The sequence below is a fragment of the Nocardiopsis alba genome, from assembly GCF_000710955.1.
Classification (GTDB): Bacteria; Actinomycetota; Actinomycetes; order Streptosporangiales; family Streptosporangiaceae; genus Nocardiopsis; species Nocardiopsis alba.
Genome location: NZ_BAZE01000004.1, coordinates 293,865 through 320,854 on the forward strand (window position 1 = coordinate 293,865; position 26,990 = coordinate 320,854).

The 26,990-nt window shown below is 66.7% G+C and carries 24 protein-coding genes; 6 read left to right on the top strand and 18 right to left on the bottom strand.

Annotation, left to right across the window (positions count from 1 at the left end; all coding sequences use genetic code 11):
• Position 1: 1 nt before the first annotated feature.
• Together TR33_RS10065 and TR33_RS10070 are read right to left on the bottom strand one after the other, a co-directional pair.
• Positions 2-907: a dihydrodipicolinate synthase family protein gene (locus TR33_RS10065; protein WP_042282912.1), complete on the bottom strand. Its 906-nt coding sequence runs from the start codon at positions 905-907 to the stop codon at positions 2-4.
• A gap of 55 nt (positions 908-962) precedes the next feature.
• Positions 963-1,742: an SDR family NAD(P)-dependent oxidoreductase gene (locus TR33_RS10070; RefSeq protein WP_017535789.1), complete on the bottom strand. Its 780-nt coding sequence runs from the start codon at positions 1,740-1,742 to the stop codon at positions 963-965.
• Positions 1,743-1,970: 228 nt separating this feature from the next.
• Here TR33_RS10070 and TR33_RS10075 point away from each other — a divergent pair, with 228 nt between their 5' ends.
• On the top strand, positions 1,971-3,197 hold the full coding sequence (locus tag TR33_RS10075) for a DNA sulfur modification protein DndB (RefSeq protein ID WP_234305809.1): 1,227 nt from the start codon (positions 1,971-1,973) through the stop codon (positions 3,195-3,197).
• A gap of 105 nt (positions 3,198-3,302) precedes the next feature.
• Here TR33_RS10075 and TR33_RS10080 read toward each other — a convergent pair whose 3' ends face one another.
• The 9 genes from TR33_RS10080 to TR33_RS27235 form a co-directional block, all read right to left on the bottom strand.
• Positions 3,303-4,136 carry a toxin-antitoxin system YwqK family antitoxin gene (locus TR33_RS10080; protein ID WP_234305810.1) on the bottom strand — a complete coding sequence of 278 codons (834 nt, stop codon included), beginning with the start codon at positions 4,134-4,136 and terminating at the stop codon, positions 3,303-3,305.
• Positions 4,137-4,304: 168 nt separating this feature from the next.
• Positions 4,305-5,480 (bottom strand): Cmx/CmrA family chloramphenicol efflux MFS transporter, encoded by a 1,176-nt coding sequence (locus TR33_RS10085; protein ID WP_042282914.1) that lies wholly within the window; start codon positions 5,478-5,480, stop codon positions 4,305-4,307.
• Positions 5,481-5,959: 479 nt separating this feature from the next.
• Positions 5,960-6,988, bottom strand: a complete 1,029-nt coding sequence (locus TR33_RS10090) for a hypothetical protein (protein WP_234305812.1) — start codon at positions 6,986-6,988, stop codon at positions 5,960-5,962.
• A 179-nt stretch (positions 6,989-7,167) separates the two neighbouring features.
• Entirely contained in the window at positions 7,168-8,562 is a 1,395-nt protein-coding gene (locus TR33_RS10095) for a type IV secretory system conjugative DNA transfer family protein (protein WP_042282840.1), read from the bottom strand.
• A gap of 5 nt (positions 8,563-8,567) precedes the next feature.
• Entirely contained in the window at positions 8,568-9,677 is a 1,110-nt protein-coding gene (locus TR33_RS10100; RefSeq protein WP_042282842.1) for a M48 family metalloprotease, read from the bottom strand.
• Positions 9,678-9,983: 306 nt separating this feature from the next.
• Complete coding sequence (locus TR33_RS10105; protein WP_042282843.1) at positions 9,984-10,496, bottom strand: hypothetical protein; 513 nt, start codon at positions 10,494-10,496, stop codon at positions 9,984-9,986.
• Complete coding sequence (locus TR33_RS25960; RefSeq protein WP_234305813.1) at positions 10,493-11,953, bottom strand: zeta toxin family protein; 1,461 nt, start codon at positions 11,951-11,953, stop codon at positions 10,493-10,495. The genes TR33_RS10105 and TR33_RS25960 overlap by 4 nt, the downstream gene beginning before the upstream one ends.
• On the bottom strand, positions 11,950-12,234 hold the full coding sequence (locus tag TR33_RS25965; protein WP_081616103.1) for a hypothetical protein: 285 nt from the start codon (positions 12,232-12,234) through the stop codon (positions 11,950-11,952). The genes TR33_RS25960 and TR33_RS25965 overlap by 4 nt, the downstream gene beginning before the upstream one ends.
• A gap of 909 nt (positions 12,235-13,143) precedes the next feature.
• Positions 13,144-13,344, bottom strand: a complete 201-nt coding sequence (locus tag TR33_RS27235) for a hypothetical protein (RefSeq protein WP_042282851.1) — start codon at positions 13,342-13,344, stop codon at positions 13,144-13,146.
• A 164-nt stretch (positions 13,345-13,508) separates the two neighbouring features.
• Between TR33_RS27235 and TR33_RS10130 the strand changes: the two genes are divergently transcribed.
• A complete protein-coding gene (locus TR33_RS10130; RefSeq protein WP_199806122.1) occupies positions 13,509-13,784 on the top strand; it encodes a GntR family transcriptional regulator in 276 nt (91 codons plus the stop codon).
• 270 nt (positions 13,785-14,054) lie between these two features.
• Here the strand turns inward: TR33_RS10130 and TR33_RS10135 are convergent, their stop codons facing one another.
• Positions 14,055-14,918 carry an ion transporter gene (locus TR33_RS10135; RefSeq protein ID WP_042282854.1) on the bottom strand — a complete coding sequence of 288 codons (864 nt, stop codon included), beginning with the start codon at positions 14,916-14,918 and terminating at the stop codon, positions 14,055-14,057.
• Positions 14,919-15,399: 481 nt separating this feature from the next.
• Between TR33_RS10135 and TR33_RS10140 the strand changes: the two genes are divergently transcribed.
• Positions 15,400-15,951, top strand: a complete 552-nt coding sequence (locus TR33_RS10140; RefSeq protein WP_014910724.1) for a thymidine kinase — start codon at positions 15,400-15,402, stop codon at positions 15,949-15,951.
• Positions 15,952-15,974: 23 nt separating this feature from the next.
• Here the strand turns inward: TR33_RS10140 and TR33_RS26580 are convergent, their stop codons facing one another.
• The 6 genes from TR33_RS26580 to TR33_RS10165 form a co-directional block, all read right to left on the bottom strand.
• On the bottom strand, positions 15,975-16,736 hold the full coding sequence (locus tag TR33_RS26580; protein WP_234305814.1) for a hypothetical protein: 762 nt from the start codon (positions 16,734-16,736) through the stop codon (positions 15,975-15,977).
• A gap of 2 nt (positions 16,737-16,738) precedes the next feature.
• Positions 16,739-17,911, bottom strand: coding sequence for a C40 family peptidase (locus TR33_RS10145; protein WP_017535801.1), 1,173 nt, complete (start codon positions 17,909-17,911; stop codon positions 16,739-16,741).
• 4 nt (positions 17,912-17,915) lie between these two features.
• On the bottom strand, positions 17,916-18,584 hold the full coding sequence (locus TR33_RS10150) for a hypothetical protein (protein WP_199806123.1): 669 nt from the start codon (positions 18,582-18,584) through the stop codon (positions 17,916-17,918).
• Between the two features lie 35 nt (positions 18,585-18,619).
• On the bottom strand, positions 18,620-20,950 hold the full coding sequence (locus TR33_RS26365; RefSeq protein WP_042282858.1) for a TrbL/VirB6 family protein: 2,331 nt from the start codon (positions 20,948-20,950) through the stop codon (positions 18,620-18,622).
• A 574-nt stretch (positions 20,951-21,524) separates the two neighbouring features.
• Positions 21,525-22,199, bottom strand: a complete 675-nt coding sequence (locus TR33_RS10160) for an NAD(P)H-dependent oxidoreductase (RefSeq protein WP_042282859.1) — start codon at positions 22,197-22,199, stop codon at positions 21,525-21,527.
• Positions 22,200-22,233: 34 nt separating this feature from the next.
• The gene (locus tag TR33_RS10165) at positions 22,234-22,566 is read right to left on the bottom strand and encodes an ArsR/SmtB family transcription factor (protein WP_017535804.1); all 333 of its coding nucleotides are present in this window, start codon (positions 22,564-22,566) and stop codon (positions 22,234-22,236) included.
• Between the two features lie 559 nt (positions 22,567-23,125).
• Here TR33_RS10165 and TR33_RS10170 point away from each other — a divergent pair.
• The 3 genes from TR33_RS10170 (at position 23,126) to TR33_RS27410 (ending at position 26,968) form a co-directional block, all read left to right on the top strand.
• A complete protein-coding gene (locus tag TR33_RS10170; RefSeq protein ID WP_234305815.1) occupies positions 23,126-23,701 on the top strand; it encodes a TetR/AcrR family transcriptional regulator in 576 nt (191 codons plus the stop codon).
• Between the two features lie 99 nt (positions 23,702-23,800).
• Positions 23,801-24,940, top strand: a complete 1,140-nt coding sequence (locus TR33_RS10175; protein ID WP_042282863.1) for a hypothetical protein — start codon at positions 23,801-23,803, stop codon at positions 24,938-24,940.
• Positions 24,941-25,237: 297 nt separating this feature from the next.
• The gene (locus TR33_RS27410) at positions 25,238-26,968 is read left to right on the top strand and encodes a serine/threonine-protein kinase (protein ID WP_052358146.1); all 1,731 of its coding nucleotides are present in this window, start codon (positions 25,238-25,240) and stop codon (positions 26,966-26,968) included.
• Positions 26,969-26,990: the final 22 nt, after the last annotated feature.

Genomic DNA, 26,990 nt, shown 5'->3' on the forward strand with positions numbered 1-26,990 from the left:
GTCAGAGGCCCTCCGCCAAGTGGAGGTCGTCGACCACACGGGCCACCCTGGCGCGCTGAGCGTCGTCCAGCCCCAGGATCGGTCTCGGCAGACTCGAACGACGCGCGAACCCCAGATGTTCGGCCACGGCCGCGATGACGCGTTGGCTTCCGCCCGGTTCCGCGAACAGCTCCCAGAGCGGCGCGAGCCGCTCGGACTCCGCCCGCGCCGCCTCCGGGTCTCCGTCGCGCACGGCACGGGTGACGCGCAGCGCCACCTCGGGCAGGGTGCCGCCGACGACCGAGTACCAGGCCTCACATCCGGCGATCAGCCCCTCCGCGGCGAAGGCGTCGCCCGAGACACCGATCGTCACGTGCTCGGGGAGCACGGCCCGGATCCGCTCGACGTGCGCGCGGGCCTCCGCCGGCCCGGCGGGGACCCCCGGGATCTTGATCGACGCGATCCCCGGCAACCCGGCGATCCGCGCGTACAACTCGGTGGTGAACGTGAAGTGCGTGGTGCGCGGGTTGTCGTAGACGATCACCGGGACCGAACTGTTCCTCGTGACGTCGTCGAAGAGCCCGTACACGTCGTCGTCGGTCAACGCCTGATAGGTCAACGGCGCCACCAACAGGCCCGACGCCCCGGCCCGCTGGGCGTCCTCGACGTGCGCGAGCACGTGGGAGGTGCGCAACGCGCCCACGCCGACGACCACCGGCACGTCCCCGGCGTTCTCCACCGCCAGACGGGCGGCCCGGGCCCGTTCCTCCCGATCCAGGTAGGCGTAGGAACCGGTCGATCCGAGCGCGGTGATCGAGTCGACGCCGGCGGCCGCGAGCCGTCGGATCCCGGCGGTGAAGGCGTCCTCGTCGATCCGGTCATCGGCCAACGGGGTGAGCGGAAAGGCACTGAGTCCGGTGAATCTCATGGTCACGAGCCTAGAACGCACCGGCCTGACGCCCTTCCTCGGCCCGTGCTCGATCTCAGTGCACGGAGAAACCGCCGTCGACGAAGAGCGTCTGCCCGGTGACGTAGCCGGAGGCCCCGCTCGCCAGGAACACCGCGGCCCCGGCGAAGTCCTCCGCCAGACCGTTGCGGCCCACCATGGTCCGCTCCGCCAGCTCCCGCACCTTGGCCGGATCCGAGGAGAGCCTCTCGTTGAGCGGGGTCATCACGAAGCCGGGCACCAGCGTGTTGCAGGTGACCCCGTACGGCGACCAGGCCTCGGCCTGGGAGCGGGCCAACGCCTCCAACGCCCCCTTGGAGACCCCGTAGGCGCCACTGTTCACGAACGCCCGGTGCGCCTGCTGAGAGCTCACGTGGACGATCCGACCGAACCCCCGCTCGGCCATCCCCGGCCCGAATCGCCGCCCCAACAGATAGGGCGCCTCCAGGTTCACCGACATCGTCGCGTCCCAGACGTCCTCGTCCAGTTCGCCCATCGGCGGCCGCAGGTTGATCCCCGCGCTGTTGACGAGGATGTCCGGCTCCCCGAAGGCCTCCACCGCCCGTTCGGCCGCGGCGCGCACCCCGTCCCGATCACCCAGGTCGGCGCTCACCCAGGCCGCCCGCAGCCCCTCGGCCGTCATCTCCTCGACCGCGGCGACCAGGCCCGCCTCGCCGCGCGCCACGAGCACCACGCCCGCCCCCGCCCGGGCGAGGGACTCGGCGATGGCGCGACCGATCCCGGAACTCCCACCGGTCACCACGGCGACCCGGCCTTCCAAGGAGAACAGGGCGGAGAGATGGCTGTCGACGTTCATGGCCGAACCCTAACCGGCCCGCCCCACAGCCAAAGCACCGCCCTCCGCTCCCTCACCGGATCCCCCGAGAACGAGGGGCATCACGGCCGTCGTCCCGGTGAGAAGCGGCCACCACGCTCTTCACACGTTCTCCCCCGGCCTCTTCTCCTCTCCTATCCTGGTGCAAGGAAGGAACACGGTTCCACCGGTCCTTCCCTCCCCCTATGAGCCGAGAGGTGAACCCCCTTCATGACCCTGACCATGCCGACCGAGTTCGTTGAAGGGATCCAACTCACTGTGATCCCGTTCCGCTCTGACGCGGCCATCGGCACCCTGGGGCTTCCGACCCTTCTTCAGTTGGTTCCCTCCCCCAAGAAAGAAGAGGACAAGCGGGCCATGAAGCACGCGTCCGGTCCTCAGCGAAGGCACGCTGAAGTCCGGGCTCTTGTTCAGCGCATGCTGAAGTCTTCACAAAAGGGGCGAAATGTAGATTCCTACGCCTCTTACATCGCTTCTGGGTTGAACGGAACTCACGGAGCAGGCTGGTCCACCCCGCCCGTCACTCTCTGGCTGGAAGGTACGCCCGGTGCCATCAGTGATGAACTGATCCCACGCAGCGGAATCCGAACCATCACCGTGACTCCGGGCTCCCCGGTGGTGGCCATCGATGGCGAGACCCAGGTGACCGCCTGGCATGAGCTTTACGACGCCCCTGAGCGTTTCGGTGTCACCACAGATCAACTCAACAGAGTTCGACTCCCCTTCGAGCTGTACTTCGGGCTCGAGGTCACCGATGCACGTCAGATCTTCTACGACCGCAACGTCGAAGGGGTCCCGGTGGCCAAGAACCTCGCCATGTCCATGGATCAGCGTGATATCGGCACCAAGATCGCTCGAAAGATCGCCGAGAGCGTCAAAGTGGAGCACGAAGGACGGATCGTGCCCTTCGCCGATCTGGTCCAGGCCAAGAAGCGGCAGCTGACCAAGGGCGATCCTCAGGTCGTCACGCTTTCCGCTCTCCGGGTATTGGTGATCACCGCTCTCTACGGACGCCAAGGAATCGGTCTCTCCTCCAGCACGGTGCACGAGGATCATCTTCCCCGAGGTTTCGACCTTCACTTGGTCGAGCACGAGTTGACCGCTCTCCTTTCTCAACTGGTCAGCGATCTCTACCCGCACTTCCGGTCGCGTAGCGCCATCTCCGCCCCCGCAGTCCTGGCCGGCCTGGGGGTCGCCGTCCACCAGACGACCAGCTGGAGTACCGGCCATGAACGTATCGGCTTCCAGGAACTCCAAAGGCTGATCGCTCCCATCCGATGGGAGCGCGAAGCCCGCTACTGGCACGGCATCGCCGCCAGTGCCAACGTCTCGGGGGTTCTCAACTTCGCCGGTGGCGCTAAGGATGCCGGTGGCCGTGTCGCCGATGCGATCCTTCACCCCGAAAGCGACTACGGGCGCCGCATTCGCGGGTTCTAGACCGAACTCCTGAAATCCGTCCCCCATCACCCATCATCCCGGGGAGGTCCCGCTCCTCCCCGGCCCGCTGCGGGGTCCCTCGCCCTCACCGCGGTGACGGGCACCTCACAACCAGGGGGCCGCCCTCCGCTCCCCTGTCACCGGATCCTCCATCCGCACGACCGGCTCGTACCTCTCCTGCTCGACGATGTCGCCGCTTTCGTCCAACTCCCGGCGGATGATCCTGTTCCCCAGCGCGTCGTGGACGACCTCTCGTAGCAGGCGTCCCCGTTCGTCCCATCGATGCCACGGCCCCACCGGCCCGTAGAGACCGCCTCCCGGCTCCGGCCCTGCCCGACCCCGAACACGCCCGCGCACGCCCTGCACGATGAGCCCGCCCGATGGAGACCAGACTCGGAAAGGGCCGAACTCGTGGCCTTCGATGAAGGTGTGTGCGCGACATCCTCCGTCCGCATCGGCCAAGACCGCCGTTCCCGTATAGGGATCCCCCGTGTACGTCACCCGGTCGCCGAAGACGAGATCCGTCAGCCGCACGGCCTCCACATGACCTCGGGCACCGGGCTCGTCCGGGTGAGGGGGGACCCGTGGCGACGAGATCGGGGCCTCCTCGCCATCCCGGCTCGACCGTCTCTCCAGGTGCACCAGGCGGCCGGAGGCGTCCCATCTTCTCGTCAGCGTGTCCGTGATCTCCTCGATCAGGTTCCCGTCCTCGTCCCATTCGTGTGAGGGGCCTCGGTCGAGTCCGCCGTAGTAGTTCCCGTATTCGATGAGTCCGCCACTGTCGAGTCGGTAGAAGCAGGGGCCGTCGTTCCGGCCGACCACCACCGTTCGAACGAAGGTGAGCTTCGGTCCGTCCCTCTCCAGGAGAACCCCGGTGAAGCCTCCGCTCTCCGTCATGGCATCCGACGCGTCCGGGTCTCCGAGGACTTCGGCGTCCACCGTACGAAGGTGATCGGCGGCCAGGACCCCCACGGGCTCGGGTCCGGCGCCGTCGAAAGACCTTCCGGCGCCGGGTTCCTCGAGATGGCCTGGGGCAGAGGGCGAGTTCATGCGTTCTCCCTATCAGGACCGGCCCGCGCAGGACAGGTGAGCTCGCACCGGAGCCCCTCAGCGAGAGACCGTGCTCCCCGCCCCCGCTCCGCGCCTCGACGCCGCCGCGCACCACCAGAGCAGGACGGCCGCCGTGGCCGAGAGCGCCCCGGCGAACAGCGGCCCCCTCTCCCCCAGGGCTTCGATGGAGAACCCGCCGACGATCGGGCCGAGGACCGCGCCGAGGTTGAGGGCCACCGTGGCGAAGGAGCCTCCCATGGTCGGCGCCTCGCGCGCGGTGACCATGATCCGCGAGATCAACGTGCTGCCCAGGGCGAAGGACAGCGCCCCTTGAACGAAGAGCAGCGCCCAGAACAGCGGCGCCATGTCGAGTGTCAGCGCCATCAGCGCCCAACCGAGCACGAGGAGAGGGCCGGTCCACACGATCAGCCGGTACCAGGAGCCGTCCCCCAGACGGCCCGCAGCCGTCACCCCGACGAAGGCGCCCGCACCGAACACCGCCGGCACCGCGGGCAGGACGTTCTCGGCGACACCCGCCGGCCCGGAGGCGATCACCAGGAGATAGGTGAAGACGCAGAAGGTGGCTCCGTTGACGAGCACTCCGAGAGCGAGGTTCACCTGGAGCGGGCGGCGCGCGAGGACACGTAGTTCACGACCGAGCGGGACCGGCTTCCTCTCCGCGCTCGAGGAACCCTTCGGAGCGGCGACGGCCACCCCGCACAGGGCGATCAGGGAGACGGCGGCGATGGCCCAGAGGGAGGCCCGCCAGCCGAGCAGGGAACCGATGAGGGAACCGACCGGAACCCCCGCGACAAGGGCCAGCGTGGTCCCGCCCAGGATCACCGAGAGCGCTCGGGCCCGGCGTTCCGCGGGGACCAGGTCGGCCACGGTGGAGAGGGTCACCGCGAGGAACCCCGCGTTGGCCAGGGCCGCCAGGACACGGGTCGCGAACAGGACGTCGAAGTCGCGGGTGAGCGCGCCCACCACGTGGGCGAGGACGAACAGCGCCAGGAAACCGGCGAGGGTCCGGCGTGGGGGAAGTCCACGACCGAGCGCGGCCATCAACGGCGCGCCGATGACCATCCCGATCGCGAAGGCCGAGGTCAACAGGCCGGCGCGGGCCGAGGAGACATCGAAGTCCGCGGAGATCCCGAGAAGGAGTCCGGCCAGGACGAATTCCGAGGTCCCCTGCGCGAAGACCGCGACGGCGAGAAGGTAGAGCAGAGCGGGCATGAGCATCCATCCGAAGTTCGTGAAGGTCACGGGGTGTGCGCTCACACGACCGGCACTTCGGACACGGGGGATCGCCGAGGAAGGCCTCGCCACTCGGGGCCGAGGCTCCAGGGAGACGCCGAACGGAACGGGCCTCGTTCGCCACGGTCGCTCGGCCGGGATCCAGGGGTGTCTCGGGCTACCGGCGGTGTGCCGACAGCCCCGGCTTGGACGCTTCGGGAAGACTCACGTGGGGCACGTTAACGGACGCTCCCCTGCCCGGGGAAACGAATTTCCGAGGGTGGAACACCCGTCGACCGCACCACACGCGTGTGAGAGGCGGCCCGCGACCGTACCTCTGGTCTCATGGGGCCCGAGAACCCCGACCACCCGCCCCCGCGGCACGACCATGCCGTCCGGCCGCTGTTCCGAGCCAGAGTGAACTTCCAGCCCTTCCACCGGACCGGTCAAGGGTGCGGCGAACCCGCGGTTCCGGATCCTCACGGTCTCCAGGTCGGTGCGCCGTCCTCCCCCGACTCCACGTATCCGCCGACCACGATCTCCACCGTGTCCGTCCGTTCGGGCTCCTGGCTGTAGGCGTAGGTCACCGACGCCTCTCCCGGCACAGTGGTCGTGACGACGGCTCTGGGCCGACCGTTGTCGTCATCCGAGGCCGTCGGCTCGAACTCGAGTTCGGGCATACGCTCGAGTTCCCACACCGCGTCACCACGCAGGGGGAAGTAGTGGCCCGGGTCGTGCCCTATGACGCATCCGACCGGCCGAAGGACCGTGCCCTCCTCCACACAGGTTTCGATATGTCGTCGGATCTGCTCCGTGGCCTCGTCGGTGACCTCCTCCTTCAGTTCTCTCACTTCCAGAGAGAGCGTCGTCTCCCCGCCCGGACGTACGGCCACCGTCTCCGTGGCCGGTTCGAACATCGGGTGCTCGTAGGTGACCTGGTAGACGCCGATCAACGCGTCCGCGCTGTTGGACGTCAAGGCCATCCGGTCATCCCGAGGTTCGAACGTCGTACCGCCGATGGTCAGCGTTCCGAGCGCGGGGTGAGGGAGGGCGATACTCCCCAGCAGGTGGGGTATGGTCGCCGGGCTGTCCAGCTCCCAGTCCCGGATCCACCCCGAGTTCCTCTGTCTGGTCCGCACTGCGACGGTCCAGAGGTCACCGAACTTCATAGCGGTCACACGCAGCCCCGGAGGCCTTCGGCCGTCCACGGCGTGAGACAGGGCGTCCTTCTCCGTCAGGTCGGGACCCTCCTCGCGCGGTTCTCCCAGCACGATGCCCGGGAGTTCCCATCCCTCCTCGATGGTTTCGGCCGAGAGCAGGCCTGGCGGCCGTTCGGGAGCGAGTCCGGAGAACTCCTCCGCTCGATGCGCCTCGATCTCCACCATCTCCAGGATCGTTTCCATGTCCCCTCTGCGTAGTGCTTCCGCGAGGTCCTCGACCGGTCCACGAGGGTCGGTCGCCATCCCGGTGGGGATCCTCCACACCGCCATCGCCGTGAGCAGAGCCATGACGACCCCCAAGGCGATGAGCGGCCGCCGGCATCTCCACCAGGGGCGCCGAACGAGGGGCAACCTGGCCCCGCATTCGACACAGAACAGCGATTGCCTGCGAGCCGCTCCGGCTCCGCACTCCGAGCACAGCCGTTTCCCTCCAGGACCTTGGACCGTCATCCGACGCGGCGTCCCCCTCACCCCCACTCCTCTGTACCGTGTTCAGGGGTGTAACCGCTGACCTTCCGGTATCCGTCGATCAGTCCGGCCGGCCGGGTCTCCACGTGGAGAGGCGGTTCGGATCGCCACCACAGCCAGGCGTTGTGCGGCGGCATCCGTTGGATCGCCTCGATCGGAAGCACCGGACGGTAGGTGACATTGGTCGAATAGCTCTGTCCGGCCTCGGGTCGGATGACCGCTCGACGATCCATCGGCATGGGGTCCGAAGATCCTCCGTGCATCGTGACCTCGATCCGACGTTGCTCACCGCTCCACGCCGAGACGTTGCGCAGATCGGCTTCGTTGGACATCCCGCCGTAGATGATCTTGGCTGTGGTGGCGGTGAGGATCGCCTGCTGTTCGTCGGTTCCGTAACGTCCACGCAGTTGGGCCAGGGATTGGGCCGCCCACAAGGTGATGATCCCTCGGCCTCCGCCTTCGGAGACCAGGGCCGGCAGACTCGGAAGCGGCGCGATGTTGGCGACCTCGTCCAAGGCCAACAGCAGCGGCCTGCGCAATCGTCCTCCCTGGAAGGCGGCGATCTCGGCCGCTCGCTGCGCGATGGAGTCGACCAGGCCGACGATCATCGGGGCGACCACGGACTGGTAGTGGCTCGGCCCGACGATGAAGAGCGACGAGTCGGTGGCCAGGAAATGGTCGATGTCCAGATCCACTGCGGAGCAGGATTCCAGCACGCGGGGTTCGGCGGTGGCTTCCAGACAATTACGCGCCACCGAGTAGAACGATCCCCGTTCCCTCTCCCCCAGGAGCCGTGTCGACTCCAGATCCTCGGCCCAGCCGACGGCCGAGGTCGAGTGTTCTCTCAAGATCTGCGCGGGCCTGCGCGTCTCTTGAGCGGACAGCCAACGACGCACTTCACTCATGGGGGCTTCGGCCAGGGCCGCGGCGTGGAACAGTCCTCGAAGGATGAGCGCCGCTCCGCTCTGCCAGTGTTCGCCGTCCTTGAGTCCGCCGACCGCGCCGGTCATGCCTTGTACCCGGCGGAAGCACACGGTCGGGTCGGCGCATCCGGCCAGCGGCGACCACCTCATGGTCTCGCCCATCCCCTCACTGTCGAAAGGGTCGTAGACGTACACCCTCCCTTGAGGGGCCGCGATATGGCGGCGCCGATCTCCACAGAAACGCAGGATGTCGCCTCGGGTGGTCGTGCTGACCACCGGGCCGGACCAGTGCAGAAGCGTGGGGATGATGACGCCGGAGGTCTTGCCGTACCGAGGCGGCCCGATGAGACCCACCGAGTCCTCGGGGGCCGACCACACCCGTTTGTATCCGTCCGCGGGGTCCAATCCCAGGTATACGCGGTTTCTGAGGTCGAGCCGGGTCGGCGGCAAAGGGGCGAAGAGCTCGGTCATGGGTATCAGTCCTTGAGGATCCGGGAGGCGGGTGGACCGTGGTCGACGTCGGTGGAGCCACCTTCGAGCGTCGGCGTCCTACCGGGTTCCTCCAGGAGTTCCAGACGCAGCTCCGTGGCGGGGTGGGTCGCGAGGATGCTCTGGTCCCACCCATTGCGCGCTCCGTCGAAGTTCTTGCCCAGGATGGTGAGCGCCGTGTACAGCCCGGGGCCGTAGCCGGCTTCACGCGCCTCCGCGTCGGCCCGGAGTTCGCTTCTTCGCCAGTAGCGGGAGTTGAGGGGCATGATGAGAAACCGGATGGTGAAGATGACGCTCCACAGCAGCACTCTGACCAGTGCGAGCAGGACGGTCCAGTACACGGCCGAGGCCTGCCATCGATGGGCGAGTTCGTAGAGGAGATAGAGCGGCCAGGCGATACCCCGGTTCCAGGCGAGGCCGAGCGCGTCACCGTGCTTGTAGTGCGCCACTTCGTGAGCGATGACCCCGGAGATCGCCTCGGTGTCGTAGCGGAGGGCCTCGAGCAGCCCTCTGTTCACGATGATGTGATGGATCCCCGCGTAGGCGTTGGGTTCGCGATCGTCGTCCATCAGGAGTCGAGGGCGTCGGTCCAATCCCATCCTGGCCGCGGCCCTGGCGATGATCGGTTCGAGGAACTCCGCCTCTCTTCTACTGGGGCGGCGCGCTCCCGTGACACGCAAGCGGCCCGCCTCCACCACCCTGCAATAGAGGACGTAGACGGAGGCGATGGAAAGGCCGGAGACGATCTGCCCGAGGGTCGCACCCAGAGGGAGGAGGGGGTCCTGCGACCACATCAAGGAGTAAGGCAGTAGTACGCCGAATTCGAGCATCTTGAGCCCACCTTTGAAGACGCCGATCAAACCCCCCACCATCCCTCCCGCGGGGAAGGAGACGTTGGGCATCAGATCCGACATGCTCACCGGCATGGGCAGGACCAGAGAGAAGACCATGTCGAACCGGCTGACCACCCCGGGTCCGGCGATGGTCCCGGAGACCAGACCGCCGATGCCTCCGAAGATCGCTCCGAGAGCGATGAGGAGTACAACGAACGGGATGTTGAACCAGGTCGCGATGAGAGCCGCCCCGTTCCCGATCACGTTGTCGAGCAGGCCGGACGTTCCTCGTCGTGGCGGTCGCTGTGGTCTCGGGGCATGGCCGGCCCGCGAAGCCCGGCTCTGGGGCTCGTCGTCCGGGGGTGGCTCGGTCCCGATGCTCGGAGCGGAGTCATCGAGGGGAGCGGACCATTCCTTGTCGCCCATCGTCGGCCGAGGGGTCGACCTGATCCGGCCGCTCGGAGGTAGAGCGGGGGCCGCGTCGCAGGCGGGGCAGCGAGCGTGGTCCGCTGAGGACCGCGCTCCACATTGATCGCAGTACATGGGGGGATCTCGTCGCGTACGGGAGGGTCAGGGGCGGGGGTGCGGAGCTCGTTGGGAGAGGTGTCGGTGCGCTTGGGCCGGGTCCACGAGAGGGACCGGGATTCGATCGGGATCGTGTCGAACACCGGTGCAGTGGTTCAGTTCCCGCGCGAGCGCGTGTTCCAGGTTCGGCAGGTCCTGTTGCCACCAGGCGATGGACAGGTGGGGGGTCTCGGGGTTGTGCCGGTAGGCGTATTCCCAGCTGCGCCGTACATCCAACAGCATCTGAACAGCGGCGGGGTGACGGTACCAGCAGGGGTGGAGCACGGAGACGACGCGGGGGTGATGAACGAGTACTCGGCTCATCCAGTCCTGGAGTCGTTCGAGGTGTTCTCGAGCGACATCGGGGGGCATCTCCGCCCACACACAGGGGGTATCGGCGTTCCGCCCGGAGACAGTGGCGCCGGAGGCTTTCGCCATGAGGGCGAGGAGCTCGTCGGCGAGTTCCGCCACCTGCTGCTCGATCCTGGCGATCCTGGCCTCATAGGGATCGACGGTCATAGGCCGAGTCCCGGATCCTCACGGCCCAGGTCTCGGACCGGTCCTCTTCTCCTATCGGGCACCTTCCGTTCCCGGGCGGACTGAGCCTCTCGCGCTTCGCGAATCCGCTGGAGTTTGAGGTCGATGATGTCGGAGGGAGAAGGTCCCTCGGCCGGGGAGGCCGCCGCGGTTCCCTTCTCGGAGGTGGAGGAGGCGGTCAGGCTCGGCTCCGGTTCGCTCCGGCCGCTCGAACCGGTGGAATCCCGGACCGATCGCCGATCGCCATCGGTGGAGTCGGCGGACTCCGAGCCCGCACGCTGTCCGGCGACGGTGGGAACCGGGCTGCTCGCGGACCCCTGCGAGAGTTCCCGAGCGCTCGAACGGCCCCGTGGTTCAGAAGCCTGCGGGTCCTTCCGTATCGCGGAGATCGTGTTATCCCGCCCTAGAACGCTCTTCTCGTTCTCCTCCGGGGAGGGAGGCTGCGGAGCCTTCTCACGGTGAAGGGCACGGTCATGGTCTCTGGCTTCACGCAGGGCTTCGGGGATGGAGGTCTCCGAGATCTCGGGCCCCTCTTTGCCCCGGCTCTCCTCAAGATGGCGACCATGCCGCCTCTTCGCCTCCTCCACGGTCTCTCGGACGCGATTATGCACGGGCTCGGCATCTTTTTCAGGACCTAAGCGGTTCGGGTCCTCGAGATAGGAGACCCTGGATTCGAAGCGTTCGGTCTCCTCTGCCGTCGGCTGCCGATCTCGCTCCGCCTTGATGGTGTCGCGGGCACCCAACGGGTCACGCATTCGACCATCGGAACCACGATGGTTCTCATAGAGGATCCGCCCATCACGGTTGGTGACGTATATGGAGTCGACCAGCCCACGGGACTCCAGGTCATGCGCTACTTCGGGAATGTTCCGGTAGAAGTCATCATGCCACCTCCTGCCGACCCAGCGTCCGTAGCCCCTCTCATCTCGCGATGTCTGGTATCTATCGGCGATCCCGAGGAGACTATTGGACTCATGCGACGCCACGAAGGCGACACTGGTGTGATACCCCTCATCGGAGAAGCCTCTCACCCAGGACTCCGCCCATTCCTTTCTTCCCAGCGGATGACTGGCGACGACATCATACTTTGGACTCCCGGCCCTCAAGTGGTCCATGCATCGACGATGCATGTTCGCTGGAAGCATCTGCCCAGCAAGGTCATACCCTTCAAAGCGACTACTTCGCGCTATCTCCTTGAAAAAAGGATGAAATTTAGAGTTATCATCACCATCATAAGAGGCGGTCGATGATCGACCCAAACCATCAACAAGATCATCCTGAGTTGTACTCTTCCCAACCCCAGGCTGTCCCCCTAAAATGATCGCCCTAGGACGATCATAGGCCCCACGATCAGGCCTCTCCAACGGGGTTATATCATCAATCCTTCTTTGAACAGCAATCTCTTTTTCATCTTGACCGATAGTCCAATCGAAGCTCACAGACCATACTCCCGATCAAGGCGATCAGCGATCTTCGGATACTCCTCAAGAATCCGATCTTTCTCATCTTCAGAAAGCAAATGAACTCTCTTTTTTACATCCATGTAGTATTTTCGAAGAGCACCGAACTCCTCTCGCTCATCAGAGCCAGGCTCAGCCCTGGCCTCCAAAAGTTGATAGGCAAGCCACACGCTTTCTATGGCCCCCATCAACCTTTCTTTACGTTCGATCCTGGAGATGTTCTCCCAGTACTTACGAGCTCGCTCTTCGTCTTCCGCCATGAGTCCCCTCCTCGGGTCGGGCGTTCGTACCGTTCCTATCTTGGCCACCGCACCGACAACAGAGGCGGTGGAAGGGTGGCCGGGAGTGGCCATTACCGGGTGAAGAGGGCCGGCATGATCTACGGAACCTCGACTCACTCAGGAGAGGCCGACATCTTCGAAGCCGACAGAGGAGCGAGCGTTACCGAGTTCGTGCTCCTCTTGACGGGGAGACACCGGAGCCCGGATTGTCGGTTCTCGAGAACTCGCGCTCATCGCAGGCGAGGGCCCGGCACGAAAAATCCCACCCCTCTTCTGGGATAAGTCTTCAAGGCAGCCCATAGACACGCTCAGGGTGGCGCCGCCTACGCGACACCACCCCCGACCGTGTTCGGTTCACCGTGACGAGGCAGGTACGAACGACCGCTGTGGTGCCCTCCCGATCGGGACCTCCGTTCTTCCTACGAGGACAGCCCCTCCCCCGCCTTCCGGCATCGTCTGCTCGGTGGTGCCGCCCTTATTCGCGGAGCCAGGGTTCGGGCAAGGGTGAGCGTTCGGTGAGGGCATCGTTCAGGCGGCGCCAGCACCGTTCGACCTCGGCCAGGGTCTTCCAGGCCTGTGCCGCGCCAGGTCCCCTCCGGAGCGCTTCACCCATGGACTCGTAGCAGTTGGTCGCATAGTCGTACGCGATCCCCCTGCGGAACACCGGAGGCGCACCCCGATCACATCCGAAAACCCGCCAGGCTCGAGGCGGAGGCGCTCCGGCCCTCATCCGGCGATCGAGTTCGGAGAAGAGCCCGTCCACCCGCCTCAGTTCGTGGACAGCCCGCGTCGCACGGCCGGGAGAGGAAAGAAGTCGCGAGATCTCGGCGACCAGGACGTCGGAACGTCCGAGTTCGGGAACCATGACGTGGTCGAGACCATGGTGGCTCATCCGCAGTACGCCTTTCCGGTCGCACCGATCAGGTCCAGGGGAGGCCGGAGCCTCCTCACGTAGGGCCGCACCCGGTGAGAACGGCGTCGAACCTCCGAGATGAGCTGGTGGGCGTAACCGTAGGAGTCCGCGTGCAACCCGCGCGAGGGTCGCGAAAGCCGCACGAGCACGGCGAAGAGTGCCAGTAGGATCTGCATGTCGTCCTGCCTTCGTTCAGGTCGGCCATGGCCCCGGGGCGTGCTGCTACACGTCGCCGGGGTTCTCTCTTTCCTTGACCGTGATCATACCTTGACAGTGCCATGGACTGCCATGGACTGATCCAGATTAATCACGTTGCCCACGCAATGCCACCGTCGGACGCATGGGTGAAGTGAGCATTCCTTCCGGTTACAGCGCCGACAGTGAACTCGACCACGAGGGGCCCGACCCGGTCTGGCTGCAGCTGGCGGCCATCCTTCTCTCGCGGATCAAAAGAGGTGACTACCCGGAGAACCGTCCGATCCCCAGCATCGCCGGCCTGGTCCAAGAGTTCGGGATCGCTCGAGGCACGGTCCAGAAGACGACCGCCTTCCTCGAAGATCGCGGCCATGTGCGCATCGTTCCCGGTAAGGGTGTATTCGTCCTGCCGAGAGATTGAAAGAGACCCCAGAGCGCCGAAGGCGCCTTGGGGTCTCTTTCTCTTCGATCCGATATCACTCGAATACGGGACTCATCCACAGCAAGGGGACGATGAATTATCCCATTCGCCCCCGTGCGTGCAAGCGGAGCGAAGAAAAACCTCGAAATGATCTCCGAATCCCTCGCGGGAGCCGTCACCGCTCCTACATAATCCTTACCGAGGGTGGGGACGGCCCGCCGGAGTCTTTCTACTCGCCTTCGGCGGGCCTACTCCTCCGCCTTCCGAGGCCTATGTCTCCGCCGGGGTATCCGGACGATCGGGACCGTTCGGCTCATCTGGGCCGGAGCCTCCCTGGACGGACGTGGTCGCGAGCTCCTCGGAGCCGCCCGTCCGTTCCTGCCTCAACAGCCCTTCGAGCCGCTCGACCTGGGAGCCGAGCTCGGCGATCCGCTTCAGGACCTCCTTGTGCTGGATCAGCTCCAGCTCCTGGTCCTCCTCCCAGCGACCGGCGTTGAACTCCTGCTCCATCGACGTGACGATCACACCGATCACCAGGTTCAGCAGAACGAACGCGGTGAGCACGATGTAGAGGACGAAGAAGATCCACGCGTAGGGGTGCTGCTCCAGGACCGCATCCGAAACGTCCGGCCAGTCCTCCGTGGTGATGAGCTGGAACATCGTGTACAGCGTGGTCCCGAGGTTGCCGAAGTACTCCGGGACCGTCTCGGCGAACAGTTGGTGGGCGAGGATCGCCGAGGCGTAGATGAAGATCAGCAGCAGGCCGATCACCGTGCTCATGCCGGGCACGGCCTTGAACAGCGCGCCGATGATCTGCCGCATCTGAGGCACGGCGGTGATCATGCGGAAGACCCGCAGAACCCGGAGGATCCGCAGTACCGAGAACGGCCCCGTCGCCGGGACCAGCGAGATCACGACCACGATGAAGTCGAACCAGTTCCAGTAGTCCTTCCAGAACCTGCCCCGCCAGGCGTAGAGCTTGAGCGCCATCTCGACCACGAACAGACCGATCGTGATCCGCTCGATCCCGAGGAGATACGGAAGGGCGGAACCTCCGTAGGTAGACCAGCCCAATATCACGGCATTGACCAGAATCACCATGAACATGACATTGGAGAACCAGCGGCTCTCCACTATTTGAGTGATCTGATCACGCCTCAACGTCACATTCCCCTCGACATAGGCACCTTGAATAAGGACAAGGAGCGTACAAATATATCGAAGCGCCTGTTATCACACAGAAGCGCCTCTCCCCCTTCGCGACGCGCCTCTCCTCCGGCGGACGGGGAGAACCCCTCATGCCGGCTGGTGACGCCACCAGACGAAGGTACGCCCGCCCGGACACCCGATGACCACAAGAGGGTGAACAGCGCCCCGAACCCCGAGCGGCCTCCATCGAGCACGGGATTTCGGCCCGGCACCATTCACCGCCCTCACCAAGTCCGAACCTCGACCTCCGCGACGCCTGAGGAAGACGAGGCCCTGGCCTCACCCCTTCACCGAAGGCGTACCGGAGCCGATGCGGTACGAGGCCCTCGCCGCTGATATGTTCACTGCTGGCCTCGGCGGCTTCCCGAGTGGCCCCCTGACCAGCGCCCGCGACCGAGGAAGAGACATGGCGGAGCTGAAGTACTTCACCGGATCGATGAACTCGGGCAAGAGCACGATGGCCCTACAGGAACACCACTCCCGCGGCGGCGAAGGCGTGCTGTACACGAAACAGGACCGCGCGGGCTCGGGGATCATCTCCTCCCGCCTGGGGCTCAAGTCCCCCGCGGTCGAGGTCGGCGACGCACTCGACCTGTACGACGACGTGGCCGAACGCAAGGCCCCCTACGTCATCTGCGACGAGGCCCAGTTCCTCTCGTACAAACAGGTGGGCCAGTTGGCGGGCGTCGTCGACGGCATGGGCATCGACGTCTACTGCTACGGGATTCTGACCGACTTCCAGGGGCAACTGTTCCCCGGCTCCAAACGCCTGGTGGAACTCGCCGACAGGATAGAGGTCCTACCGGTCTACGCCCGCTGCTGGTGCGGCAATCGCGCCACCCACAACGCACGTGTGGTGGACGGGGTGATGGTGTACGAGGGCGAGCAGGTGCACATCGGGGGCAACGAGTCGTACACGACCCTGTGCAGGCACCACTTCATGGCAGGCGTCGCCTAGCCGAAGGCCGTCACTTCCTCCCGTCATTCGTCCGCGCCGGGTATCCAGATACCGAATTCAACCTCGGAAACCCTGACCAGTTTTTCGGCTTCCTTCTCCATTGGGAGCTCTGGAATTTCCCCGGAACCTTCTATTCTAATCTCATAGACAGCACTCCTGGTCTGCAACAATAGAACATACCCGGTGACACCAGGAGAAATCTCTCCATGGACAAAATAGGACCGGTCAGCAAATCTAGAATCCCCCTGCCCCTCAACACCAATAAAATCAGAATCAAGCGACTCGACAGCACGATCGTAATCCGAACTCGCAACGTCGACCCGATTCGAATCTCCAGAAGAGATCACCGCATCATAGGAGTAGTCGAGTCTCCAGGGCTCGGTTGCGTCGTATTCAGATCTCAACTCCCAAACGCAGCTATCACTCACCCTCCTGTCTCCATCGACAACTCGATCTTCGTAGTTATCTTCCCCACCCTCTACAGGAAAAAGGGATACCTGGGCCGCTGCGGGAAGGTTGCGTGAACAAAGGTCCAGGTCCCCTGGTTCGATCGACTCCTGAGGGGCACCGGTCATAGCGACTGGAGGGGGCGTGGAAGAATTCCCTTGAACACCCGAGGAAACCGTCGAGACCAGGGTGCTGAGAAGTCCCACGATCACACCGAAGACCCCGAAGGCCGCGAGGGTTCCGCAGCCGAAGACCGCGAGGGCGGCCTTCCAGCCGTGCAGCCCTCTCTTCGCCGGCTTCTCGCGCTTCGTCTCTTCTCTGGTCGTCGTCTCCGACACGGTCACGCCTGCGCTTCCAGCTGGGCCTTCACTTCGGGATGTTCGAGCGGTCGGGTGAAACCGACGATGGCCGCCCGGTTCGGGTCATCGTACTCGCGCACCGCGATGGGACCGCAGTTGGTGCACCAGGCCTCGACCATCAATCCATCTCCGACGACCATCCCCATATGGCCCGGCCCCGGAGGCTCTCCGGCGCGGGTCACGTCGAAGAAGACCAGGTCGCCCGGTTGTTCCTCGCCCATCGGAATCTCCGGCCCGAAGGACCATTGATCCTGGGAGACCCGGGGAACCGTCACCCCGATGCTCTCGTAGGCCTTCATGGTCAGTCCCGAACAGTCATAACCGTCCGGCCCGGTCCCGCCCCAGATATACGGCTTTCCTCGCTGGTCGAGGGCCCAGTCGACCACGGCCTGCGTCAATTCGTCGGGGGCTCGGCCGATGGGCGCGCCCTCTTCGTCCAATTGGCAGACGACCGCCGTTCTGATGGAGTCCGTGGTGTCGAAGTCGCCGTCCGAATACCGTTCGGCCCATTCCAGGACGTCGTCCACGTACCACCAGGCACGGTTGTATCCGAAGATCGCCTGACGAACATCGTCCTCGATCCCATGGGAGATCAGATAGTCGGCCGCCGCCGGAATGGCGTCCGCGGGATCGTACACGTTGACGATCCCGTCCCCGTTGCCGTCCACGCCGTATCCTTGATCGGGGCGGTCCTCCACGTCCTGGATCGGCTCACCGCCCCAGCTGTTCCCCGCGGCGGATCCGTCCAGCGAGCCGAACTGCATAGGCCCCGCCGCACCCCAGTCGTTGTGGCCCTCGGTGATACCGGGGCCGTCCCAACGCCCGTGGTGCGATTCGACCTGGCCGATCCCCGCCAGGATGTTCCAGGGGATCCCTCGGTCCTCCCCCGCCTCCCGGTAGAGCTCCAGGTAGTTCTCCGGGATAGAGTCCATGGCGTACTCGCTCGTCCCCGGTTGCTCGGCGTCGGCGTTGGGGGAACAGACCACCCCGCTCGACATCAGAGCGCCGAGTCGACCGGCCTGGTCTCCGATGACCGGGATGAAGATCAGCGCTACAAGAACGACGAACGCCATGGCCACGGCCAGTAGGCAGCCGATCCGGCCGGTCCAGGAACCGCTCGTCTCCGCGGCGGGGGGTGTCCGCTGCCAGATCAAGGTGTCACTCCTCCCCGAACTGTCCGACGTCGGCGGGCTGGAAGTCGAAGACCGCCCAGGAGCCGCCGTCCTTGATCACGGTGACGGCGAACTCGCCCAGGTCCTCGTCGAACTCGGCGTCTCCGGTCTCGGTGATGGACTGGGCCGTGACCACGAAGGTGATCGACCCTGCACCGAAGGTCCGGACCTCCTCGACCTCGGCCAGGCCCTGGGCGACCGCCTCCTTACCGCTCATCTCCTCCCAGAAGGCCCCGGCCCTCTCGGAGTCGGACAGAACCTCGGCGTACTCCTTCGTGGCCAGCTCCTCCATCGAGGAGTAGTAGTCCTCTGGAGGCCGGGAGTAGTCGATGGTCCCGTAGGCCTCGGTGAAGGCCTGCGCGGTCGCCCCGGCGGCCTGGAACTCCGCTTCGCTGAACGGGAACCAGGAGAGGACGTCCATGTCCTCGGCCTCGGTGGTGGTGATCGGCTCGGGAGGGACCGTGGCCAGTCCCCGAGGGCCGGAGGGCGCCCCGGTCGTCTCCTCGAGAGGGGCCGTCTCTCGAGGAGGGGCCGCGGCGTCGTCCTCGTCTCCACCGAAGCCGCCGAGGCTGACGTAGATCCCGAACCCGGCCAGGGCCGCGATCAGCCCGATCACGACCATTCGTTGTGTGCGTTCGGGGAGAGGGTTGGGCATGACGGTCTCGGTCGCCTCGTCGTCTACTCGGTCGCTCAGTCGTCGTTCAACCAGAACGGGACGTCGCGTTTACGGTCTCGGGTCGAGTTTCCACCCTCGCCCCAGAACGGGGTGATGGGGGCGTTGTCCCGGCGCTTGTCCGAACCGCTCAGCCAGCCTCCCTCACGGTCCCCTCGACCGCCGGGCGGAGGGGCCGTCGGGCGGGTCTGGCGCTGCGGGGCGGGGCGCTCCCGCCGCTCCCTCGGGGAGCCCCAGCGAGAACCCTGACCACCGATGTTGCCACGAGGCGGGGTGTTCTCACGGCCACCGAAGATGCCGCGTCCGGTACTGGGCTCGGGGCGATCGGCGCCGGCCGCCCGAGAGTTACCGGCGGCACCGCCGAAACCGCCGTTGGAGGAGCCTCCGCTCTCGTTCCGGGTGGAACCCGTGCTCCGTCCGGTGGTCCCGAAGACCGAGGCCCAGCCGCTGTCCCCGGTACCCGTGTAACCACCCGCGGGGCGAGGCGGGATGGCTCCGTTCGAGCCGCCCCCTGCGCCGCCCGAGAGGCTGGGCGCCTGGTCCGTGGTGCGGGAGGTCCCGTTGGGGCGCCCTCCGGAGGCGGTGGAGGTCGTCGTGGCACCGCGACGGTTGACGTTGAGCGGGGGCGCCGTCTCGTTGTCGCGGACCCGGCCGTACCCCCCGGATCCGCCGGTGCCTCGTGCCCGAACCGGCTCGCCGACCTCGCCCTGGGACTCCTCGGGCGTGGTCGCCCCTCCGGTCGGGGTGGTTCCGTTCGCCGGCACACCGGCGGCCGCTCCGGCGATCATCCCACCGCGACGACGGCCCCAGTTCTGCGCCTTGAGGTAGGCGACCGGAGGAAGGACCGCCGCGCTCTTACCCAGGGCCTGGCTCTGGGCGGCGTCACTGACGATCCGCGAGGTGAAGCTGTTCGCGTTGACCGAGGAGAAGAGGTAGGCGAAGGTCTTGCGGTAGATGAAGAGCGCCAGGGTGAACAGGGCCAGCAGGATCATCTGCAGCCCCCACCCGATCGGTGTCGACATGACGATGCCGTAGCTCATGACCAACAGGGCGATCAGCAGCACCACGAAGATCTGTTTGAGCAGGAAGCCCACCATCAGTTCCACCCAACGCAGCAGGACCATGCGCCCATAGCCCGGGTGGATCCCGATGAGCAGGAAGATCGGGGAGAGCATGAAGAGCAGCATGAAGCCGATCTTCAAGACGATGAGGGCGACCGAACCCGCCAGGATCAGACCGCCAGCGAAAATGGACGCGAAGAGAGCGAGCGTCGCCACCCCGATCCGACTTCCCGAGTCCTCTCCTGAGAAAAGAGGGTAGACACTCGGATACGAGGTCTCCACACTTGAGGCGATCTCCTCATATTCTGCTTGCTTATCCGAAATAAGAGTTCCCGCATCGAGCTCACCATCGGCGATCTGCTGCTGCTCTATTCTGCTGATTCCCTGAGCAGCGATCAGATCTTCCGCATGGTGCATCGCAGCATTCTCCGCGAGCTCCCCATTACCGAACTGCCCCGCGACCCACGGTTGGCAGACCAGGCTCGACCACATCATGTCCGCGTTGCGACGCACCTGGAAGTCGGCCTCCGACTCCCAGTCCGCGCGTTCGGGTGGTTCGGCCCCGGCCGGGCAGACCCCCGACCCTCCTCCGTAGGGGACCTGTCCGACCGCGCTGGTCACCAGCTGGGTCCCCGAGTTCACGAGGGTGCTGCCCAGCCCCATGACCTGGGCGGGGTTGATGAGGATCCACATGCCCAGCGCGGTGGCCGCGACCATCCACACGCTGGACTCGATGGTGAGCGTCATCCGCTTGCGGATGAGCCCGTACCAGCCGAGCCAGATGGCGCCCAGGATGACGATGGTGGGGATCAGTGGCCGCCAGACGCCTTCTCGGAGGGCGACCACGACGTTCTCGACCGTCTCGGTGAAGCTGGCCAGCAACCCGTCGGAGGTGGCGGCCTGGTAGACGGTGATGGTGGACTGGTTGATGGTCTTGGACAGGTCCCAGGCGGAGTTGGCGATCGTCGCCTGGGCACCGTTGGCCATCCCGTCCACACAGGATTCGGTGATCATGTGCCATTGGGTGCCGGCCGTGCCGTACTGGCCGTACATGCTGGCGTCGGGGGGAAGCCCGTCGGGTGAGCCCTCGATGGCGGACTGGGACTGGGGAGGCACCAGGAGCCCGTCGGAGCCGCTTCCCGCGGATTCGGGGAGGGGCGCCGGCTGCCCCGGGCACAGAGGGTTGGCGGTGGCCCCGCTCAGCGGCAGCAGGATGAAGCCGCTCAGCATCAGGAACGTCATCAGGAGGCGTCGCCATCCCCGCCGGTGGACGTGCTGATGCGTCATCTGCTGAGCTCCTGCGTCGTGTGTTCGTCCGGGGTGATGGCAGACCACGAGGCCTCACGCCGCACACGCCGGCACGCCTCCAGGCGCACGACCGCACGGCCACAAGGCCCCCGCATGTCTTTACCCCATCCTCTATGGTGCTCCATCACCGGGCTCGTGGATGGGTTCAACTCGATGAGATTTCCGATTCGTACCCTCACGGGGGACAGACGCACAGGTACGAATGCGACCTTTCATGATGTTTCCCCAGGTAGAGACCTTGAAAGGACATCCGGAACTCCCAAAAACCGCGAGGCCACAATTTGCTGACCAGACGGGGACTATGAGGGGCGTCACACCACCTTTCGTAGTGAAAAGTGGACACAAGGCCACCAATCGGACTGGAACCCGGTTCCTTTCACGGCTTCCGAGACGGCCGCAGCCCAGATTGCCGCCCGCCCGAAACACGCCGCCCCGTAGGCGAAGGAGGCTTTCGCACCAGGGGGAGCCATGACCCCTCGAGCCCCGAGGGGCCGCTCCGCTCACGCCCCCGCCCAGAACACCCCGGGGAGGCGAGGGCGCCGACCCCTTCGACTCAGGGACGGATCGGGGCCGTCGCGGCCTCGGCGACCGCCGTTGCGACCCTCTTCAGGGCGACGCGACGCTCCTCGTCGGTCATCCGGGTCGGCTTGTGGGTGACCACCGGATCGAGGACCTCGTAGCCGACGAACTCGAGCATGCCGCGATGGATGTGGAACAGGAAGTCGTCCATCGGGCCGAAGGCACCGCCCGGTTCGAAGGCCTCGGCGGAGCCTCCGGTCGTGAGCAGCAGCATCGCGCGCCTTCCGGCGAGGGCGGCGTCTTCGAAGAACCCGTGTTCGCCGCCGAAGACCCCGCCCATCACGAAGTCCCGGTCCACCCAGCCCTTGAGGACGGCGGGCATCGAGAACCACCACATCGGGAACGACAGGACGAGCAGGTCGGCGGCGAGCAGGCGTTGGAGGTGGGCTTCGACCTCGCGGTCGAGGGCGCCCTCCCGGACCGCGCGCATCTGTTCGGCCTGCGGTTTGAAACGGTCCTCGGTGGACTCGAACTGTTCACGGTGGAGGACCGGAGCCCATCCTTCGGCGTAGAGGTCGAGCACGTCGACGTGGTGGCCCGCGTCCTTCAGGGTGCGCGCCGCGGTGGTCATCTGGGCGGTACTGAAGGAGTGCGGCTCGGGGTGCGCGTGGACGATGAGGGCCGTGGGGACGTCGCTGAAGGTCGACATGATCGGATCATATCGACATATTGCGATGCGTCAATCAGATATCGGTTCCGATGGCCCGCGCCACCTGGGCCAGCCGCTCATCGTCACGCCGGTAGTGCGTCCACTTGCCCACCCGGGTGGGGTGGACGAGGCCGGCCCGCTCCAAGGTGCTCATGTAGCTGGAGACGGTCGACTGGGCCAGCCCCGACTTCTCCTGGATGTGCGTGACGCACACTCCCACCGACAGGCGATCCGCGATCGGTTCGTACTCGCCGAAGTGCTCCTCCGGGTCCTTCAGCCATCGCATGATCCGCAGACGCGCCGGGTTGCCGAGGGCCTTGAACACCTCGATCAGGTCGTTCGACTCCGGATCCACCGCCACGGACATACGCCACCTTTCCCACCGGCCGATTCGACGCACCACGATATCCGGACGCCCGAACCCCGGCTGTGGTGTTCGGATGCCCGTCATCGCGTGAGGTGTCGTGGGAAGGCCCTGGGAGGCCGTCAGGGGGTGGTGGAGGTGAGGGAGACGCGGTCGAACCGCTCACCCGGTGGCGAGGGCGCGAAGGCCCCCGTACGGTTCCTCGCGCCCTCGTCCGGATGTCCGCCGACGTCTCCATGCGCCCCGGGACGGCCACCCGGCCCGGCCGTCCTGGAGGAACCGGACGACGCGCGTCCGTTCACGTTCCCCCTCCGAACCGGTGGACCGTCCCTGAGTACACATGAGAACGTCCGTTCTCACACCGCGAGACTATGCCGCGGGCACGGAGCTTTTCAAGTGGAGTACGCGAGACCCGCCACGGTCTCCGCCGCCCACTTCGGCTCCCTCTGCACCTCTCGGACAGTCGGAGGGCGGATCGCGAACCCGGCCACCCGGCCGCCCGGTCGCCGAGGACTACGATGAAGAACGGACATTCTCCTGGATGGGCGAGAAGATGCCGGATATGGACACCGTCACGGACGACCGCGCTCAGGTGCTGGACGCCGCCGACACCCTGTTCTACGACCATGGGATCCAGGCGGTGGGCATGGACCGTATACGGGACGCCGCCCGGGTTCCGCTCAAACGGCTCTACAGGGTCTTCCCGTCCAAGGCCGAACTGGTCGAGGCCTACCTGCGCAGACGGGACGTCCGGGCCCGCGAGGCCTTACGCGCCCACACCGACCGGTACGCCGTCCCCGAGGAACGTGTCCTGGCGGTCTTCGACTGGCTGCACGGTTGGTACTCCATGCCCGACTTCCGAGGCTGTCCCTTCAGCAACGCCTTCGGGGAGCTGGGCCGTGACTCCGAGCCGGTCGCCCGGGCCGTACGCGACCATATGAACGCCGTTCGAGACCACCTGTACACGCTGGCGGCGGAGACCACGTCCCCCGACCCGGATTCTCTGGCCCGTCAACTGCACAACCTGGTCGCCGGGGCGACGATGCTGGCGGCGATCCACGGTACGCCCGAGTCCGCCCTCCACGCCCGGGAGAGCGCCCGGGTCCTCTTGGACGCGCAGCCCACGCGTTCCGGCTGATCTCCCGGCCCTCGCGGCCCGAGAGAACCGGAGCCTTCCGTGCCGTCATCGGACGGAGAGCACCGATCCCACGTCTCTCCCTCGGAGGTGTCCGCGAGCATGTCCCCGTCGTCCCCCCGATCCCCCGGTCCCGCCACGAAGAGCCGCTCCGTCTCGTTCCTCGATACCTCTCCGTTCACGGCGACGGCGATCCTGGCGTTCCTTCTCCCACCGATCGTCGTGGTCGCCTCGTTCCCCCTGTTCCTCGTCTCCCTCTTCGTCGGGGTGTTCGTCTTCCAGGTCGACTCCCACGCCTCGACCGCGGTCTTCACCGTTCTGGCCGGCGTCGGTCTGGTGGGTTTCGCCTTCCCGCTCCACCGGTTCCTGCGGCGGGCGGGCCTGCCACGGCCCTGGACCCTCGTCTGCCTGCTGTACCTGGCGATGGCGCTGCCCGCGATCCAGCTCCCCTTGTCGACGTTCCTCTTCGGCGCGGGGGCGTTCCCGGGCGCCATCGGCCCGGAGGCGGACGGCGTCCCGTGGATCATCGGCGCCTACCTGCACCTGGCCGTGCTGTGCGCGGCCCTGTTCCTGTTCGAGCGCCGTCGACGTTCCCGTGATGGGCTCCCCTCCGGGGCCGGCCCCGTCACCGACGAGGACGTACGGCGTACCGACCGCCGGGTGATCCTTCGAACCTCGGCGGCGCTGGCGGCGACCTTTCTGATCACCGGGGCCGTCACCGCCGGGATCGCCGAGCGGAGCACCGCCGAACAGGTGGCCGAGGACGCGGCGGAGCTCGGTGCTCACACCCGCCCACTCGTCGTCCTGGACGACCCCGGCTGGAGGCCGTGGCATGTGCGTTCCCACGACGATCCGGAGGAACTCCGTATCGCCTACATGAACGACGATCGGGAGGTCGTAGAGGTCCACACCATGCCCTTCGAGACGGTCGAGGACGGGTTCGTCGAGGAGAGGTCGGTCGAGGTTCCGGGGCTCTCCGGGCACGGGGCCCGGGCCGCCTTCGACGTTCTCCCCGGCTTCGTTCCGGAAGGCGACTCCCTGTTCGTCGAGCTCCCCGAGACCGGCCGCGTCGTGGCCCTGTATCCGGGCGTCGACGGCCGGCACGGCCTTCTTCAGGGGACGGCCCGTTTCGACGTGACCGGAGAGGAGCTGCTGGAGCTGGTCGGGCACCTGCGTCTCCTCGACCCGGGGGACACCGAGGCGGTGCACGAGCTCGCCCTCCAGGCACGTACGGCGCGGTGACCCCGGACGGTTCCGACCCGCTCGGCGACCTCTCCGGCACCCTGAGGGCACCGGCGTTCCACGAGCTCGTGAACGCCGTCTCCAAGCGCCCGAAACACCGGCACGGAGGTCTGACCACTATCGGTCACCTGCGGTAAAGCCCCGAGGCAGGGCGACCTCCCCCGGTTTACAGTGGTGTTCCGGTTCCGACCGATCCACGAAACGGCGGTCCCCTCTCCCGCGCGTGGTGGTGCGCGTTCACTCCCGCGAAGGCAGTCCCGCGCGCCGGCCCGCACCGCCAGAAGGGAGGCCGTTCGGATGCCCCCGCCCGAACACACGACGGTCGGCCGCTACGAGCTTCGTGAACGGCTGGGCGTAGGCGGAATGGGCACGGTGTGGCGTGCCTGGGACCCCGCCCTCCAACGGGACGTCGCGGTCAAGGAGGTCCTGCTCCCCGACGGCATGAGCGAGGAGGACCGGATCGAGGCGCACGCCCGCACCATGCGCGAGGCCCGGGCGACCGCCCGGATCAGCCATACCGCGGTGGTCACCGTCCACGACGTGCTCGAGCACGAGTCGAGCCCGTGGATCGTGATGGAGCTGCTCAGCGGTTCCTCGTCTCAACAGCACATCGACGCCCACGGGACGATGCGGGTGGAACGGGTCGAGAAGGCGGCGCGGGCGTTGTTGGGCGGTCTGCACGCCGCCCACGCGGCGGGCGTGACGCACCGTGACGTCAAACCCGCCAACATCATGCTCACCGAGGACGAGCGGACGGTGCTGACCGACTTCGGCATCGCCAACGTCGACGGGAGCGCCGCGCTCACGCGGACGGGGGTGTACATCGGTTCGCCCGAGTACATGGCCCCGGAGCGGTTCGAGGGGGAACGGGCCCTGCCTGCCTCGGACCTGTGGAGCCTGGGCGTGACGCTGTACTCGCTGTTGGAGGGGCGTTCCCCGTTCAAACGGGACAGCATCACGGGCATGATCAGCGCGGTGTTGACGTCACCGGTACCGCCTCGTCTGTCCCGGAACGAGGCGGCGGGCTCCCCTCGGAGCGCGGCCCTGCGGACGCTGATCGAGGCTCTGTTGACCCGGGACGCGGCGGCCCGGCCCACCCCGTCGGCCGCTCTGGAGCTGTTGGATCGCGTACGTCCGGAGACCCTGGAGAACGTGCCGATCCGTAGGGGCGCGCCGCCGGGTGGTGCGCCCTACGGGGGCGTGACGGCCCGGGGCCCGGGGCCGCGCGGGGTTCCGGTGCCGCGCCCTCCGGCGGGCGGGGTTCCGACACGGCACGTCCCGCTTCCTGGCACGCCGCCTCGAGGCGTCCCGGTGGAGGGGGTCCCCGCGCCGCGCCGTCCCGTCTCCGGCACTCCCCCGGGCGGGGTCCCCGCGGGCGGGGGACCTACGTCCCCGCCACGTCCCGCCCCTCCGCCCACCGGGGCGGTGACACCCGGCCGAGGTACGCCCGTCCCCGGTGGAAGCGGGCGGTCTTCCGGAGCCCCCGGCCCCGCACCCCGTCGTCCCACTCCCCCGCCGGGGACCCCCGTACCTCGCCCCTCCCCTCCGAGGGCCTCTCCCGGTGGTGTTCCTGTCGAAGGGCCCGCGTCGAAGGTCGTGAGTATGCCGACGGAGGCCGCCCGGGGGTTCCTCGACGGTGTCGGTTACAGCGTCTCCCCTTCCGAGGGTCGGTCGAAGGGGGAGAGATCAGCCTCCTCGCTCGCCGTCACGGTGATGTGGGGGATCAACGCCGTGGCGTTCTCGGTCCTCGCCGTCCTGGGTCCCTCGCTCGGTGCCGGAACCGGATGGGCCGGTGCCGTGCTCGCGGCCTCGGCCGGACTGTCGTCGGCCGGTGCCGCGATCGGGCCGGCCGTTCGCCACCGGGCCGCGTTCCCGGTGGGGCTGCTCGCTCTGCTCCTGAGCGGCGCGGCTCTGGGATGGGGCGTGTTCACCGGGGAGGGCGTCTGGCCCCTGGTGGCGCACGCGCTCTTGACGGCGCACGCCCTGGCCGCCTGCGGGCTCCTCTTCTTCTCGCGGAGGCCGCGCTAGGACGAAGTCCTCGACCGCCCGC

Coding starts and splice junctions, on each gene's coding strand:
- TR33_RS10065 (WP_042282912.1), bottom strand. CDS start 907: ATGAGATTCACCGGACTCAGTGCCTTTCCGCTCACCCCGTTGGCCGAT.
- TR33_RS10070 (WP_017535789.1), bottom strand. CDS start 1,742: ATGAACGTCGACAGCCATCTCTCCGCCCTGTTCTCCTTGGAAGGCCGG.
- TR33_RS10075 (WP_234305809.1), top strand. CDS start 1,971: ATGACCCTGACCATGCCGACCGAGTTCGTTGAAGGGATCCAACTCACT.
- TR33_RS10085 (WP_042282914.1), bottom strand. CDS start 5,480: ATGCCCGCTCTGCTCTACCTTCTCGCCGTCGCGGTCTTCGCGCAGGGG.
- TR33_RS10090 (WP_234305812.1), bottom strand. CDS start 6,988: ATGGCTCTGCTCACGGCGATGGCGGTGTGGAGGATCCCCACCGGGATG.
- TR33_RS10095 (WP_042282840.1), bottom strand. CDS start 8,562: ATGACCGAGCTCTTCGCCCCTTTGCCGCCGACCCGGCTCGACCTCAGA.
- TR33_RS10105 (WP_042282843.1), bottom strand. CDS start 10,496: ATGACCGTCGATCCCTATGAGGCCAGGATCGCCAGGATCGAGCAGCAG.
- TR33_RS25965 (WP_081616103.1), bottom strand. CDS start 12,234: ATGGCGGAAGACGAAGAGCGAGCTCGTAAGTACTGGGAGAACATCTCC.
- TR33_RS27235 (WP_042282851.1), bottom strand. CDS start 13,344: ATGCAGATCCTACTGGCACTCTTCGCCGTGCTCGTGCGGCTTTCGCGA.
- TR33_RS10130 (WP_199806122.1), top strand. CDS start 13,509: ATGGGTGAAGTGAGCATTCCTTCCGGTTACAGCGCCGACAGTGAACTC.
- TR33_RS10140 (WP_014910724.1), top strand. CDS start 15,400: ATGGCGGAGCTGAAGTACTTCACCGGATCGATGAACTCGGGCAAGAGC.
- TR33_RS10150 (WP_199806123.1), bottom strand. CDS start 18,584: ATGCCCAACCCTCTCCCCGAACGCACACAACGAATGGTCGTGATCGGG.
- TR33_RS26365 (WP_042282858.1), bottom strand. CDS start 20,950: ATGACGCATCAGCACGTCCACCGGCGGGGATGGCGACGCCTCCTGATG.
- TR33_RS10160 (WP_042282859.1), bottom strand. CDS start 22,199: ATGTCGACCTTCAGCGACGTCCCCACGGCCCTCATCGTCCACGCGCAC.
- TR33_RS10165 (WP_017535804.1), bottom strand. CDS start 22,566: ATGTCCGTGGCGGTGGATCCGGAGTCGAACGACCTGATCGAGGTGTTC.
- TR33_RS10170 (WP_234305815.1), top strand. CDS start 23,126: ATGGACACCGTCACGGACGACCGCGCTCAGGTGCTGGACGCCGCCGAC.
- TR33_RS10175 (WP_042282863.1), top strand. CDS start 23,801: ATGTCCCCGTCGTCCCCCCGATCCCCCGGTCCCGCCACGAAGAGCCGC.
- TR33_RS27410 (WP_052358146.1), top strand. CDS start 25,238: ATGCCCCCGCCCGAACACACGACGGTCGGCCGCTACGAGCTTCGTGAA.